Source organism: Lutibacter flavus (assembly GCF_900188355.1).
Lineage (GTDB): Bacteria > Bacteroidota > Bacteroidia > Flavobacteriales > Flavobacteriaceae > Lutibacter > Lutibacter flavus.
The window spans coordinates 419,754-436,890 of record NZ_FZNX01000001.1; the positions used below are offsets into that span (position 1 = coordinate 419,754).

The 17,137-nt window shown below is 30.0% G+C and carries 7 protein-coding genes; 4 read left to right on the forward strand and 3 right to left on the reverse strand.

All coding sequences use genetic code 11. The features are described from left to right. Together CHB63_RS01875 and CHB63_RS01880 are read left to right on the forward strand one after the other, a co-directional pair. A partial coding sequence (locus tag CHB63_RS01875; RefSeq protein ID WP_176420214.1) for a thrombospondin type 3 repeat-containing protein occupies positions 1-393 on the forward strand: 393 nt, incomplete at its 5' end. Positions 394-634: 241 nt separating this feature from the next. Then, on the forward strand, positions 635-1,756 hold the full coding sequence (locus CHB63_RS01880; protein WP_089376735.1) for a hypothetical protein: 1,122 nt from the start codon (positions 635-637) through the stop codon (positions 1,754-1,756). Between the two features lie 101 nt (positions 1,757-1,857). Here CHB63_RS01880 and CHB63_RS01885 read toward each other — a convergent pair whose 3' ends face one another. From CHB63_RS01885 to CHB63_RS01895, 3 genes are all read right to left on the reverse strand, one after another. Next, complete coding sequence (locus CHB63_RS01885; protein ID WP_089376736.1) at positions 1,858-8,682, reverse strand: thrombospondin type 3 repeat-containing protein; 6,825 nt, start codon at positions 8,680-8,682, stop codon at positions 1,858-1,860. A gap of 561 nt (positions 8,683-9,243) precedes the next feature. After that, a complete protein-coding gene (locus CHB63_RS01890; protein ID WP_089377550.1) occupies positions 9,244-11,649 on the reverse strand; it encodes a polysaccharide lyase 6 family protein in 2,406 nt (801 codons plus the stop codon). A gap of 16 nt (positions 11,650-11,665) precedes the next feature. After that, positions 11,666-12,385 carry a ribonuclease activity regulator RraA gene (locus CHB63_RS01895; RefSeq protein ID WP_089376737.1) on the reverse strand — a complete coding sequence of 240 codons (720 nt, stop codon included), beginning with the start codon at positions 12,383-12,385 and terminating at the stop codon, positions 11,666-11,668. Positions 12,386-12,480: 95 nt separating this feature from the next. Here CHB63_RS01895 and CHB63_RS01900 point away from each other — a divergent pair, with 95 nt between their 5' ends. Then, positions 12,481-14,805 (forward strand): chondroitinase-B domain-containing protein, encoded by a 2,325-nt coding sequence (locus CHB63_RS01900; protein ID WP_089376738.1) that lies wholly within the window; start codon positions 12,481-12,483, stop codon positions 14,803-14,805. A gap of 54 nt (positions 14,806-14,859) precedes the next feature. Further along, complete coding sequence (locus CHB63_RS01905) at positions 14,860-17,124, forward strand: heparinase II/III family protein (RefSeq protein WP_089376739.1); 2,265 nt, start codon at positions 14,860-14,862, stop codon at positions 17,122-17,124. The last annotated feature ends 13 nt before the right edge of the window (positions 17,125-17,137 follow it).

Consider the following 17,137-nt stretch of genomic DNA (forward strand, 5'->3'; position numbering starts at 1 on the left):
ACACCAAATGCAGACCAGGCAAATTATGATGGTGATGATGAAGGTGATGCTTGTGATGATGATGATGATAACGATGGCGTAAGAGATTCTAGAGACAATTATCCATACTCAAACACTAGAGAATATTTTAATTTTGGAGATTGTGATTTAGATATTGAAAATCAATTTTCTAGAAACGGTTCAACTATGGTGGATCAAATTAATAGTTTAATAGAAGAAATTAACGAGCAATATGATGGAGAAAACTGGGATGAACTACATAGTGATTTTATGAGAGAATTAGCGAAGCTAACTTATATGTGGAGAAAAGACAGGCTAATTACAAGAAGTGAAAGATCTGCTATTTCAAGTTGTGGAAGAAATTCTGAGATTCCTTATTTAGATATTAATTAATTTATTTTTAACAACAAATACTAAAAAGGCCTCTTAATTATAAGAGGCTTTTTATTTTATCAACTTTTTACTAAAAAACGATAACTAAAAAAGTTACAATTTATATAGTACGTACACCTACGTATTTTATACGTGGTAGCACGTATATCATTCTTATTTTTTTATTGTTATATTCACACATTGCAATTTAGCTACATACAGCTAAAACATTTTTATTAACTAACTATTAAAATCATAAACTATGAAGCAATTAACAAAAATCGCTTATCTACTATTAATAACAGTTTTTATTACAAGCTGTGAAAAACAAACAGATGACTTGCCAGAAAATTCTGAAATGTTTAAAGAGGAAACTAAAGTGCCCGATTTAAATGAATTGAATTCTGTTGGTGACGCAATAATAGCTGGCGTTGATATTCAAACATATTTTAATTCATTACCTAAAAGAGAAATTTTATCAAATAGACCATCCTTTTCGCAAATACCTATATATTCAGGACTTAATTTCTTTTTTGATTCTGAAGATTTTCATTGTAATGATTTGCCCACTGAAAGTTTTGATCAAACAATAAATAATACTTACCCTTTTGACGGATATGGAAATAACATTCTTGACGAGAATACTGATACTTATTTCATTTCACCAGGGTATATTTTACCAGGCATCTCATTTGAATCAGGTTACGATGAATATTGGGGGCTTTATATTTGGACAGATTCTTATTATAACCAAGATAAAGCGTTATTTGAAAATGGTTATGAAGACTTAATTATCAAATTTACAAACAATAACGTTACAAGTGTTAGCATGGATATTTCAAGTTGGAACTGGTACACTTATGTATCTATGGATGTATATGGGGATTCTGGATATCTTGGAACTTCAACAATAAACATTCCGAGTACTTATGATGGACAATTTTGGGGAGTTACCTCAGCAGAATCTATTACTAAGATTGTACTTTATGATTCATATTATGGAGGAGGTTTTGTTGGTATTGACAATATTTCTTTTGGAAATTGTGAAGATATAGATGGTGATGGCTGTTTAAACGAAGATGATGCGCACCCAAATTCTAACATAAGTGAATTTTTAAGTATTGGAGAATACAGTACCGATATTGAAAATAATTTAGTTGATTGTGGAACTACTATGGCAGACCAAATTGATGATTTATTAGAAGAAATAAATGAAGCATACAATGGTGACAATTGGGAAGAACTACATAGAAAGTTTACAAGAGAATTAAGTAAAATAACCTATGGTTGGAGAAAAGACAGGCTAATTACCAGAAGTGAAAGATCTCAGATTTCTAGCTGGGCTTATGGATCTGATATACCAAGTTACTACGATATAGATTAATTTTTAGAACAAAACAACAAAAAAAACCCAAGTAATTTACTTGGGTTTTTTTGTTGTTAAAATTGGTGGTGATGAATTAAATTTAGTTAAATTTCAACTATTTATTCCTTAATAATTTTAATATTTACGGGATCATTTAAAATCACTTTTATTAAATATACTCCAACAGGTATATTTGAAAGATCTAGTTGAGCTTTTCCATTTATAACAGTATAGGTTTTTTTAGAAATTAATGTAGAATTTATGTTATACAACTCTATACCTATATTATTAAGAGTTATTGGTAATGCTATTTCTAATGCTCCTTTTGTTGGGTTTGGATACATTTTAACGGTATCAAATAAATCAACAGTTTTTGAAAAGACACCTTCACAATCAACAGCCGTTTTTACTTCAACATAATCACCATGTTTTACATTAATATTTAATAGAGATGAAATAGTTTCTAAAACTTTGTTACCATTAATATAAACACTATAAGGAGAAGTACCTTTATTAATTTCAATTGAAGTATTTTTGGAATTTACCACCGTTTTTCCAGATATGGTTACTCCTTCATTTATTTCTATAATATAGCATTGTTTAGAAGTAACATCAGGAACTTCAATACAAACTTCATAAGTTCCTGGTGTTATGTTTTCAATTGTTAAATCTGAAGAAAAATCATACTTAGTATTGTTAAATGTCAATTGATAATAGTAAGAATTATTTGCTGAAATTATTAATTGCCCATTATCACTATCCGAACAAGTTTCACCAATAGCTTCAATGGTAAAATTATTTGAAGGCAATACAATACAGCCATTAAAATTAACAGATTCACCTTCAGGCGTATTTGGGCAGGAATCGACATTATTCATAATACCGTCATTATCATAATCCAATTGACTTTCTGAACAACCATTTTCATTTACCATTTCACCTTCAGGTGTATTTGGGCAAGAATCGGCATTATTCATAATACCATCATTGTCATCATCCAACTGGCTTTCAGCACAGCCATTTTCATCAACTGTTTCACCAGATGGAGTTTCAGGGCAAGAATCGGCACTATTTATAACACCATCATTATCATTATCCTCATCACAAACATCACCAATACCATCGTTATCAATATCTGATTGATCTTCATTAGCAATAGTAGGGCAGTTGTCACTTTCATTTTCTATACCGTCATTATCATCATCGGCCAAACTTTTACAGCTTAATGAATAGACAGTACTTTCTTCTTTTTTCCAACTTGTAGGAATATTGCTTAACTGAGTTTGTGTAACTTTAATACAACCAATAAAATTACCCAATGTGTTCAATTCAATTAGGTTTGGATTGTACGTTACATCTAAACTTGCTAATTGATTTCCTGTACTATCATTGTTTTCAGTTAAAAAATGATTTGATTTATTAGAATCTGTATCATTATGAAGATATAAGGTTTCTAAATTTGGATTATTTGAAAGATCTAATTCAGAAAGATTATTTGAACTAACATTTAAAACTTTTAAATAAAAATTATTTGATACGTCTAAACTTGTTAATTCATTATCACTCACATTTAAAACAATTAAATTTATAAATGCTTCAATTCCAGTTAAATCCTTAATATTTTTAGAAGAAAGATCTAACTCGGTAATTGAATTTAGGTCACTTGTAATTATGTAATTGTTTTCTATAATATATCCTAATTCAATTAAGGCATTTTGGAAATTACTGTCTGGAATGTAAGTTTTATTTATATCATTAGAAGAGCAGCCATTTTCGTCTACTGCCAAACCTGTTGGAGTATCGGGGCAACTATCTATATCGTTCATAACGCCATCTTTATCATCATCTAACTGATTTCTGACACATCCATATTCGTCGACAATTTCACCAATTGGGGTGTTTGGACACAAATCATCGTTATTATTTACACCATCTTCATCTTCATCTATTTGATTTTGCGAACAGCCATTTTCATCTACTATTTCTCCGATAAGAGTATTAGGGCAAATATCATTAAAAACTATAACACCATCTTTATCACTATCCAATTGGTCATTTGTACACCCATTTTCATCTACTGTTTCTCCGGAAGGGGAGTTAGGGCATAAATCTTTATCATTCATAATATCATCTTCATCATCATCTAATTGGCTTTCGGCACAGCCATTCTCATTTACAGTTTTTCCAGTTAGTGTATTTGGACATAAATCGATACCATTTCTAATACCATCATTATCATCATCTAATTGGCTTTCTGCACAACCATTTTCATTTACAGTTTCTCTAGTTGGCGTATTAGGACATTCATCTTTGTCATTCATTACTCCATCTTCATCATCATCTAATTGGCTTTCTGCACAACCATCACTATTTACAGTTTCTCCAATTGGAGTTTCAGGACATAAATCGATACCATTTCTAATACCATCTTCATCGTAATCTAATTGACTTTCAGCACAACCATTGCTATTAATAAATTCACCAATAGGTGTATTTGGGCATAAATCTGTATCATTCATAATACCATCTTCATCATCATCTAACTGGCTTTCGGCACAACCATCACTATCTATAGGTTCTCCAGCAGGAGTATTTGGGCATAGATCTTTATCATTCATAATACCATCCTCATCATCATCTATCTGACTTAAAGAGCAACCATTGCTATTAACAAATTCACCATTAGGAGTATTTGGGCATAGATCTTTATCATTCATAAAACCATCCTCGTCATCATCTAACTGGCTTTCGGCACAACCAGTTTCATTAACTGTTTCTTCAGTAGGAGTATTAGGACATAAGTCCATACCATTTGAAATACCATCTTCGTCATCATCTAATTGGCTTTCAGCGCATCCATTTTCATCAACAGTTTCTCCCGATTGAGTATCAGGACATAAATCCTTATCATTCATAATACCATCATCATCATTATCTAACTGACTTTCACCACATCCATTTTCATCAACAGATTCTCCAGTGGGCGTATTGGGACAAGTATCTTTATCATTCATAATTCCGTCATCGTCATCATCTAATTGACTTATGGAACAACCATTTGCATCAACAGTCTCATCCTCAGGAGTATCAGGGCAAAGATCTTTATCATTATCTATCCCATCGTTATCAAAATCGTTGTCAACGGAGCAAGATAAAGAGTATTCAGAGCTTTCATCTTTTTGCCAGTTTATAGGTATGTTGTTTAACTGGTTTTCATTAACTTGAATACAGGTTAAAAAAGGGTTACTTGTTGTGTAAAGTTGGGTTAAAACAGTATTGTTAGAAACATTAAGTGACGAAATTATTGTATTTGAGATGCCTAAATATTGTAATACTCCGTTTTTTGAGACATCTAAGGAATTAAGTTGATTTTTATATAAATAAGCAACTTTTAATTTTGTGTTTTTAGTAAGGTTAATAGATGGAATAAAATTTTCTGAAATAGCAATCCATTCCAAATTTAGATTATAGGTTAAATTTAATTCAGTTAAATTATTATAAGGAACGGACAATTTAACTAAGTTTATATTTTTGGTAACATTTAATGAAGTTAAACCAGTATCAGCTATTACTACCTCTGTTAAATTAAAATTTTTAGTGATATCAACTGATGTTAGCGGATTGTAATTTAGGTTAAGATATTCTAAATTTACATTTTTAGAAATATCTATTGAAGTTAGTTTTGCGTATTCACAATTTAAATTTGTTAAACTTATAAAATCCTCAATACCTTCTAAATTAGTAATATCTTTATTAGAAAGATCTAATTGTGCAACATTATTAATATTTTCTGTTAATACGTAATCATCTAAAATAGCATCAAAACCAAGATCAATTAATGTTTGTTCAAAAATATCATCTGGAATAAAAGTTTTTGGAGCAAGAGAGCAGCCAACTTCATCTATAGGTTCACCTGAAGGAGTTTCAGGACATTCATCTTTATCATTCATTACTCCATCTTTGTCATCGTCTAACTGGCTTTCAGCACATCCACCTTCATTTACAGTTGCTTCAGTTGGCGTTTCAGGACATAAATCTACATCATTCATTACTCCATCTTCATCATCGTCTAATTGGCTTTCAGCACATCCATCCGCATTTACAGTTTCTCCAGTTGGAGTATCAGGGCATAAATCGTTAGAATTAATTATTCCGTCTTCATCATCGTCTGACATATCTGAGCAATCTTCACTAAATGAAGTTTGAGAATCTATAGATATCCAATTTGAAGTTGAATAGGCTTCATCATCAACTAGAACACAGGTTAGATTTTGATTGTTTGTAGTATTAAAATAATTTATGTTGGAATTATTTCCATTTTTTACATTTAAACTTGTTAAGTTATTTAGTCCACAATACAAATTTTGTAGATTTATATTAGCGGATAGATTTAAACTGGATAAGCTGTTTTCCGGGCAATATAATCCAGTTAATTCAGTATTGATTTCTAAATTTAAATTTGTCAAATTATTTTTTCTGCAATCTAAACGTTGTAGTTTTAAATTGTTTTCTAAATTTAAATTTGATAAATTATTTGAACCACAATACAAGGCGTTCAAATTAATATTGTTAGATATATTTATGTTTGAAAGATTAGCTCCAATAAAATTTAAGTGCTGTAATTTTAGATTTTTTGAAACATCAATGGTAGTTATTGGGTTTTCGCCAAATTGTAAACTTTCTAGGTTAATATTGGCTGATACATTAAGGATTGAAAGGTTATTTCTATCGCAATATAAATTTGTTAAAGCAATATTATTTGATATATCTAAGATAGATAAATTATTTAGGGGACAATTTAATTCTTCTAATTTAATATTTTTTGAAACATCTAAACCAGATAATGGATTATCAGCTGAAATTAATTCGGTTAAATCTATATTATTGGAAAGATCTACATTAGTTAAGTTATTTGAATCATAATGTAAATTGGTTAAATTAATATTTTTTGATACATCTAAACTTGTTAAGCTGTTAACACTTAAATCTAAATATTTTAAGTTAACATTTTTTGAAACATCAATACTTGCTAAATTATTATGGCTAAGGTATAATTCAGTTAAATTTATATTTGATGAGACATTTAAACTGGTTAATGAATTATTACTACAAGCTAATTTTTTTAAATTAATATTACTGGAAACATCAAGACTTGTTAAATTGTTTTCATAACAATATAAAGTTTGTAATTCTGTAAATTCCTCAATACCAGTTAGGTTTGAAATGTTTTTGGTGGTTATATTTAAATATGTAATTGAATTTATTTTGGTAGTTGTTACGTAATCATCTAAAGCTCCTGAATCATAACCTAAATCTATTAGAGCTTGTTCAAAGTTGTCATCTGGCACATAAGTATTTTTCTGTAAAAAAGAGCACCCGTCGCTATTTATAGTTTCTCCAGCAGGCGTATTAGGGCATAGATCTAAATCATTCATAATACTATCTTCATCATCATCTAACTGGCTTTCAGCACAACCATCACTATTCACAGCTTCTCCGGTTGGAGTTTCTGGACATAGATCATCATCATTGCTTACAGCATCATTATCATCATCTGCAATACTTGAGCAATCTTCGCTAAATGAAGTGTGAGAATCTTTACTAGTCCAATTTGTTTCACTCCAATTAGCATCATCTACCTCTATACAGTTCAAGAATGGGTTATCTGTTGTAGAAAAATTTAATAAATCTATATTATTACCACTTTTTAAATTTAATTCTTCTAATAGATTTGAAGAACAAGATAAAAAATGCAATGAGTTATTTTTACTAAGATCTAAACTTGTTAATTGATTCCAATCAATACCAAAATTTGCTAATGCCGTATTTGCACTAAGGTCTATAGTTGTTAATTGGTTTGAACGACAATAAAAATTCCATAAATTTGTATTTGCACTAACATTTAAGTTTGTTAATTGATTTGATGAGCACAATAATGTTCTCAATGTTATATTTTTACTTACATCTAAATTATTTAATAGATTATATGCACAATCCAATTCTTCTAAAGCAATATTTGCACTTATATTGATGTTTGTTAATTGATTTGACGAACAATTTAAATCTTTTAATGACGTAAAATTTTCAATACCTGTTAAATTAGAAATGTCTTTAGAAGAAACATCTAAAATTGTAATACTATTAATATTATCTGTTAATACATAATCATCTAAACCACCTGAGTCATATCCTAAATCTATTAAAGCTTGCTCAAAATTGTCACCTGGAACGTAAGTTTTTTGTGATAAACTACAACCAATAACATCAGTTGTTTCTCCAGTAGGGGTATTTGAACAAATATCTAAATTATTCATAATACCATCTTCGTCATCATCTAACTGACTTTCAGAACATCCATCACCGTTTACAGATTCACCGGTAGGGGTATTTGAACATAGGTCTAAATTATTCATAATTCCATCTTCGTCATCATCACTAATAATTTCATTACCGCAAATTTCGAGCGTCCAATTTATTATATTACCAACATCTTCTGGACCAGAATCAACTACTTTTAAAACCCATTGGCCATAAGACTCTTCATTATTTAAGATCGTTAAATTTTCCTGAGGGCTAAAAGTTCCTGTAAACGGAGCGGTTCCATCATTTATAGATGTTGAAGCACTATCATCAAAATTTGTATTAGAGTAGCCTTGTCCTTCAGCACCATTATTTTTTGATAATAGTACTGATGTTCCATTTGGACTAATTAAAGTTAATGTTAAATCTCCCACCCATTGATGAGAAATATTTAAGTTTATTATAACACTGGTTATTGTTACATTTTCTGGAACATCAATAGTTGATCTAGCTCCTTCTGATGTATTATTGGGTATATTTATAGGAGTGTCATTTGAATTATAAGATTTACAAATTTCATTTAAAGTTGTAAAACTCAATAAAAATAAGGCAATAATAAATAGGTGGGGTATTTGTTTATTCATAGCATTTTATTAAATAACTACCAAATATAGTTATTGGTCTTTAATAGTAACATGATAATTATCATTACTTTCAAAGATGAGGTTTATTAGTTTTTGAAAACTAAGATCTTAAATAGCTTACTTCAATATGGGTTTTTTATAGAATAATATTTATTGAATTACAGATTGTTTCAACTTAATAAATGGCATTATTTTTTTTAACTTGATTATCAGTTGGTACTTTAAAGTTGTAACGCTATTATTTAAACGGACTATTACCCATAAAATTTATGTGATTTAACCAGATGACATTGTTAATTATTTTATTTGAATTTTAGAAACAATCTGGAAAATTTGGAGACGAGTTCAATAATAAAACATACTATAGGTGATTTTGTAGTTCTAATTCATGAGTTTGCTTCACTTTAGCCTGTCTTGAGCGACAGTCGAAAGGTTCGAAATGACTAATCCACACGTCATTACGAGGCACGAAAACAACCGAGTAATCTGTTACTTTGTATTTCTAAATCAAGAGATTACTTCATTATCATTCGCAATGACCATTTTTTAGCAAATACTTTTTTACTTTTCTAAAAGACCAATTCTTCCAATACCATTGTTTTTCTTTAACAAAGGTGATTTTTCACGTGGAATCAATAATTTTGAGTCTTCCCATTTCGGACTCTTATATTTAATATTTTGAGAAGTGGTTTGCCCAGATGTTTTGATAACTCCACATGCATAAACCAAACAATTACTAATTAAATGGTTTGTTCCATTTAGGTTAATTGGAGTTTTAACGTCGTAACTATTTTCAAAAACCGAATTTTTAATTGTTACGTAATTAATATCTTTAGTTTTAATTAAATAACCTTTTTCTGTATTGTAAATTTTACTAAACACGCATTGATCAACAAGTATTTGCCCCCCTTTATTAATTGGATTCACACCATTACTAGCGTAATTAATTGCAAATTCTTCTATATTTTTAAATAATGTGTTGTACAGAATAATAACTTCAGCATTGTATTTTCCAAATAAAACTTTTTCATAAGAAAGATTTAACCCGCGATAATTATCAATTATTTTAGAATTTTTTATACTTATGGTATCAGCTAAAGTTCCAACATAGGCTTTAAACACAGCACCTCCGTTAGAATTTGTAAAGTTTTTTAGGGTACAATTATCAACAAAGAGACTGTATTTTTCATTCAAATTTTCATCTGGTGAAACCATTGCATATTTTACGGCTGTTTTTCCTTCACCATTCAGAGTTAAATTTTCAAGTTGTAAACGAGCACCTTCATTGGCTCTAAAAAAATACGTAAGAGGTTTTTCAATAGTTGAAGACATTTTTAAAATTACTTCACCATTTCCCTGATTCCCTTTTATAATAATATCTCCATTTATTTTCATTGTTTTTTCAACAATATATTCCCCAGCGTTTAATACTAAAGTTCCTTTTTTACCTACCTTTTTTATGCCTTTATTTATGGTTCCAATACCAGGTTCAATAGTTACTGTAGTTTCAGTTATTGGTGTTACTTTCTGCTCAATAATAGGGTTCCAATAAGGTCCTGATTTTGCATTAATTACTTTTGGTAAAATAGTATTGTCTAAATTAAATGCTCCTGCAACGTAATTAACTCTTTTAGTTTCTGTGATATCAAATTCAGGGCTTTTATCAGTTTTATTAACTGTTTTTAAAATTTCATTTGCCGATGTTGGCATTGGTAAGCCTTTTAAAATAGCCCAATCAATTGTTGCTTTTGTAAATTGTGCAGGGTTTACGGTTGCTTCTGAATCTACAATATTACCATTAAAAGTAATTCCTGTAACAACATCTTGTTCGTTTGAAATTTTCCCTCCATTAGTGTTTGAAATTAAATTATTGGCAAAAACAACATTTGTTGGTGCCAATGTTTTTTCACTATCTTTTCCAGCACCAAATTGAATTGGACTGCAATTAATTAATGTGTTGTTTTGTATATCAACATTTTTAACCTGATTGTATCGATTTAACGGTGAATTTGGAACTCCATTCATAACCACTATTGGTCCTCTATAATCATCACCTAGAATACCTACTAATAAATTATTACGAACAATATGACCTTCATTTATAATTCTAATACCGCCAACTTTTGATTTATTATTTCCAATAAAAACATTGTTTTCAACTAAGGCATTATTTCCGTGGCGAAGCGTTAAAGTTCCTTCACTTTCCATAAAAAGGTTGTTTCTAAAAATATTATCGCCAGACTTGTTTGAAATAATTTCAATTTCGCCATTACAGTGTTTAAAAGTATTAAACTCAACTATTGTTTTAGATGATTTCATTGAGTTTGTGCTGGTTCCAATTCTAATGGTTTCACCACCATTTTCACCTAAATCAGGTCTGTTTCCAAAGAAATTATGATCAATTAAATGATTATTTTCAATGTGTGCGTCACCTTTTAACCATACAACTAACGTAGTACCGCCATTTGTTTTTCCTGTAAAATTATTGTGATCTACACGGTTGTTTCTTCCCCATATATCAACCCAATGGTTTTCTATGCTGTTATCTGAAGGATTGTAATTTGAAATAGTACAATTTGTTAAACGACAGTTGTAAGCAAAATCTTTAGAATCTTTTCTAAATTCAATTAAATATTTTGAAGTTGGTGTGCCATCTTTAAACCAAAGTCCGGAAACGATTATATTTTTACCTGCAATATTTAATCTGGAATCTCCTGTAATAATAACTTCGCCGTTGGTCTCGGCGGAAATTATAATTGGAGCCTCTTTAGTTCCAATTCCAAAAGCTTTAAAATGAACATCTTTCCATTCGCCGTTTTTAAGTATGATTTTTGTACCCGGAGTCGCTTTTTTAATGGCTTCATTAAATTCTGTAATGTTAGCCACTTTTATTTCTAAACTGTTTTGTGAAATAGCTATATGTTGAAATAAAAATAAGAAAAGTAAAGAGGAGATTATTTTGTGCATTTTAATAAGATTTAAATTATAAATTTTTGAATTTTCGCCATTCAGCAAAATCGATCAAATTTTGTTCATTTGTTGGTGGATACAAGCCGATTATGGTTTTTCCATTGTTTACTTGTTCTAAAACAAAATCTTCAAAAATGGTCATATCAACGCATTCATCAGCAACTTCATCAGCAATTTCCTTTGGAATAACCATAACTCCGTCATCGTCTCCCACAATTATATCACCAGGAAAAACAGCAACATCACCACAGCCAATAGGTACATTAATATCTAAAGCCTGATGTAAAGTTAAGTTTGTTGGAGCAGAAGGTCGACTGTGAAATGAAGGAATAGCTAATTTTGCAATATTGGCAGAATCTCTAAAACCACCATCGGTTACAATACCTGCACCACCTCTTTTCATTAATCGTGTCACTAAAATATCACCACCTGAAGCAGCTCGGGCATTTTTTCTACTATCAATTACTAAAACAGCACCTTTAGGGCAAGTTTCAATTGCTACTCGTTGTGGATGTTTAGGATCTCTAAAAATACTCATTGGATTTAAATCTTCTCGAGCAGGAATATATCGTAACGTAAATGCTTCCCCAACCATTGTTGGTTTTCCTAATTTTAAAGGTTTAACATCTTGAATAAATTGATTTTTTAACCCTTTTTTATACAAACAAGAAGCAATAGTTGGTGTGCTTACGTTTTTCAACTTATTTATGGTTGATAAAGTTAATGCGCTCATTTATTGTTAAATTTAGGAAATTATACTTGTTTAATACACAAATATACATATATTTGGTAAACCAAACTGGTAAACCAATTTAAAAATTTGTTAAAATGAATTCAATAAAATTTTTTAGGCTTGTTTTAATACTATGTTTAGTAGTGTTAGTTTCGTGTGATAAGAGTACAAATAAGGAAGTGTTAGTGTCAACTAAAGAAACCTTATTTTTAGCAATTTCTGAGGCAACGCCTGGAACAGAAATTATACTTGCTAATGGCAGTTATAAAGATGTTACTATAGAGTTTAAAGGAGAGGGGACTAAAGATGCTCCTATAGTTTTAAGGGCAGAAACTCCAGGGAAGGTATTTATTGAAGGTGTTTCAAATTTAATGTTGGGTGGTAGTTATTTAGTAGTTGATGGCTTGTATTTTAGAAATGGGTACACGCCTACAAAAAACGTAATTGCTTTTAGAATCAGCCCGGAAGAGGTGGCCACTAATTGCCAAGTAACCAATTGCGTGATCGTAGATTTTAATCAGCTATCACGAGATAAAGACGATCTATGGGTTCAGTTTTATGGCAAACACAACAGCTTAGATCATTGTTATATTGCAGGGAAAACAAATAGAGGACCTACAGTTAGAGTAGATTTAAAAGGAAACCAAAGTATAAGAAATTTTCATAAAATAGAATACAATCATTTTGGGCCTAGACCTCGAAAAGGAGGGGCAAGTGGAGAAACTATTCAGTTAGGTAGCAGTTTTACTTCTATGTCGCCAAGTAATACTTTGATAGCTAACAATTTGTTTGAGGAGTGTAATGGTGAAGTTGAAGTTATTTCAAGTAAAACAAATTTTAATATAATTAGAAATAATGTATTTTATAAAAGTGAAGGTTCCGTAGTAACACGTCACGGAAATTACTGTACAATTGATGGGAATTATTTTATTGGTGATGGTGTAAATAAAAATGTTGGAGGAATTAGAATTGTAAATACTGGACATTGGATTGTAAATAACTATTTCTACAATTTAATTGGTGAGAACTTTAGAAGTCCGTTGGCAGTTATGAATGGAATTCCAAAATCTCCTTTAAACAGATACAACCAAGTAACCGATGTTGTAGTTGCTTATAATACCTATGTAAATTGTAAGTCGCCTTGGCAATTTGGAGTAGGCACAAATATTGCTCAAAAAGATGTTTTGCCGTTGTCTGAAATTCGTTCAGCTATAGCCTTAAGAACGGAAGTTGCAAACAATGTTATTTATAATACTGCAGGTGATACACATTTAATAATTGAGCATGATAAAGCAGATGGAGTAAAATTTAAAAGTAACGTAATCAACAACCAAGGCATCGATTTTAAAGATAAGAATCGTTTTATTACAAGTGATTTTGAGTTGACAAAAATTTCGGAGAATATATTCATGCCAACGGGAATTTCAACAGAAATTGAACCTTATCACGGGTTTGGTTTTGAGGATATTAAAACAGATCTTTTTGGAGCTTCAAGAGAAAATTCAGTTAGCTTAGGAGCTATGATTGCAGGACAAGGGAAAGACCCAAAAATTCTAGATAAGAAAAAATATGGTGCAAGTTGGTATGATTCTGAAAAACCGGATTATGAAGCTAACATAATTGAAGTAACTACTTTAGAAGGAGATTTGGCAGCTAAAATTGCAGCAGCCAATGCAGGAGATATTTTAGAATTGAATGCAGGAACCTACACTATTTCAACTTCATTAAAGATAGATAAACCTTTGACAATACAATCTAAAGGGACTGAAAAAGCTCAAATTGTTTTTGATGGAAAAGAAGATTTGCCAGTATTTGAATTGAATCCATATGGTATTTTAACTTTAAAAAATATTCAGCTTTCCGGAAATGGAAAACAGTATGCTTTTGCAAGTTTAAAAGAAAACATGTCTAATCATTTTGGATTGTCAGTTAGGGACTGTGAAATCAGTAATTTTAAATATGTATTAAAGGCGTATAAGCAAACCTTTGCTGAAGAAATTACTTTTGCAAATAGTCAAATTTCAAACTGTGAAAACGGGATTGAACTTTCAGAAGAAATCAATGACAAAGGCGATTACAGCGTAGAATATTTAACTGTTGATAATTGTAAATTTAAGGAGGTTAAAAGTAATGTGATAGATTATTACAGAGGTGGTTATGATGAATCTACAATTGGAGGTAATTTAAAGGTTAGCAATAGTACATTTGAAAAATGTGGAGGAAAAGAAGAGAATGGTATTTTATTGAATACAAGGGGTATTGTAAATGTAGCTATTGAAAATAACACTTTTAAAAATAATAAGGTAAAATTAGTGGCGCTTTTATGGGGTGCTAAAAATAATACACATTCTAATAATAAGCTTCAAAACTCTGGAGAAATAAGAGTAGAGGAAAATTTAAAAATGAAATTGATGTATTAGTTTATAAAGTATTTTACTTTTTAAAGATTCATATAATCAAATAATATTTAAATAATGAAATTCAAGTTTTTAATTTTTTGCAGTTATTTCTTTTTATGTCAATTTGTAATTTCGCAGGAAATACCATCTAGAAAGGTACTAAATACTTCTCAAATTTCTAAATATTTAAAAGAAGATGTTGAAAAGGACTTAAGCGAAAACGGCAAGATTTCAAAAGAGAAATTGGCAAAATATTTTCGCGAAAAATTTTCTGAACGCTATTTTTATAATTGGAAAACCTTTAATACTAGATTTGAGGATTATAAGAAACTTTATAAAGAAAAGGAAGGTTCTCATACTGAAAGAGCATTAGATCATCTTTCAAAATTTTCAGATAGTACTCAATGGATTTTACCCTTTAATTATTTAAATGGAGAACCCGTAAATGCATATGCATTAAGGCACCTTGCACGTCAACACAAAATGGTAGATATTTCTTTTTACTATAATTATCAAAATAAAGATTCAAAATTTTTAAATTATTTTACAGATCAGTTAAAATCTTTAAATGCTGCTTTAAGTGTTGATGAATTTGAGAAAATTGAAGATGGAAATGGTGTTTATGAAGCGTTTCGTTCTGGTTATCGTGTATTAAATTGGCTTCAAATTCATAATATGTTTTTAGGAGAAGAAACGTATTCCGATGAAGATCAATTAACAACTATAGCTACATTATTGCAACATGCTGCATATTTGTATGAACGTAACCCTGAGTTTCATGCAGGAAATCACCAAACAAGAGGTTTGTCTGCTTTAGCAATGATTTCCATAGTATTACGTGATTTTAAAGGAACTGATGTTTGGTATACCCATTCAATGAAATTATTAGAAGAACATTTATCAAAAGAAATTAACGATGATGGTTTTCAATTTGAACGTTCTGTTCACTATCATATAAGTGATATTGAAAATTATTATTTTGTTTATCAATTAGCAAAAACTAGTGGAATAGCAGTAAATACTTTTTGGGAAGAAAAACTTAAATCACTTTTTACAACACTTACCAAAATTTCATTTCCAGATAAATCTGCACCTGTTTTACAAGACGATACTGATAATCCCTGGGCCGAGAAGAATGACATTTCTGGTGCTTTAACATTAGGATATTTGTTGTTTGAGGACCCAGAAATGGGATATTTTGCGAATAACAAAGTACAAGCGAAAATGTATTGGTATTTGAATGAAAATCAATTACAATTATTAAATTCAATCAATAAAGAAAAGCCAAGTTTTAAATCTGTTTCTTTTCCAACTACTGGTTATTATATTTCGAGAAATGACGCTCCTGATGCAGAAAATATGATGATTATTTCTGCTGGATTGGATGCTGATAAACCAGATCACCAACATGGAGATATGTTAGGTATACAAGCAATGGCAAATGGAAAAGTAGTTTTACCCAATTACCAAGTTAGATATTCCTTATCAGATTTAGAATTGTTTAAAAACTCTATGGTAAAAAATGTTGCGTTGGTGGATAATGAGTTGCAGGGAAAACGATACACTTCTAATCAAGGAGGAAGTGGTTTTGGAAAGTTTCAAACTTTGCCAAATCCTAAAGTAATAACTTGGAATACAGATAAAAACTTAGATTTATTTGTGGGTTCGCATGATGGTTTTGAAAATGTTGGAGTAGCATATTCGCGTCAGGTTATTAATATTAAAAATGACTTTTGGATTGTAAAGGATAACTTTTCTTCTGAAAAAGAGCATAATTACAAGCAAGTTTGGCAAGGACATTATACACTTGAAAATCAACCAAATTTATTACGAGCAACTTTTGATGATGCAACGGGATTTGATATTTTTCAATTGAATAAAATTGATGAGGTAACTAATTCTGGAACTCGTGGAAAACATTGGTCGGTGGTGTCTAAAAATAAGGTGAATGAGTTTAGTTTTATAACAGTGCTATACCCTTATTCAGGTTACGACAATAGAATTAATGAATTAGAAGAAGTTCCAGATTTAAAAGGATGGAAATTAAATGATTCTAATTGGAATCTTGAAGGTGAAAATGTGGTTTCACTTTCAAAAGAAAATCAATTGTTAGTATATTCAATAAACAAACTAAATATAGGAGGTTTTAGTATTGAAACTTTTAATATAGCTGATTTATATATTTCAATTATTGAAAATAAAATAACCATTCAAAATATTGGAGATAAGGAAACTAACTTGAAAATTAACGGAGTAATTGAGGTTATTATGGATGGTGAAAATACAACCAGTAATATAAAATTAACTCCTGGGAAAATTTTGGAGTGTGTTTTAGAATAACAAAATTTAAATA

Excerpts from the sequence above, each read along its gene's own strand:
- CHB63_RS01905 (WP_089376739.1), top strand. The coding sequence starts at position 14,860 with ATGAAATTCAAGTTTTTAATTTTTTGCAGTTATTTCTTTTTATGTCAA.
- CHB63_RS01890 (WP_089377550.1), bottom strand. The coding sequence starts at position 11,649 with ATGCACAAAATAATCTCCTCTTTACTTTTCTTATTTTTATTTCAACAT.
- CHB63_RS01880 (WP_089376735.1), top strand. The coding sequence starts at position 635 with ATGAAGCAATTAACAAAAATCGCTTATCTACTATTAATAACAGTTTTT.
- CHB63_RS01895 (WP_089376737.1), bottom strand. The coding sequence starts at position 12,385 with ATGAGCGCATTAACTTTATCAACCATAAATAAGTTGAAAAACGTAAGC.
- CHB63_RS01885 (WP_089376736.1), bottom strand. The coding sequence starts at position 8,682 with ATGAATAAACAAATACCCCACCTATTTATTATTGCCTTATTTTTATTG.
- CHB63_RS01900 (WP_089376738.1), top strand. The coding sequence starts at position 12,481 with ATGAATTCAATAAAATTTTTTAGGCTTGTTTTAATACTATGTTTAGTA.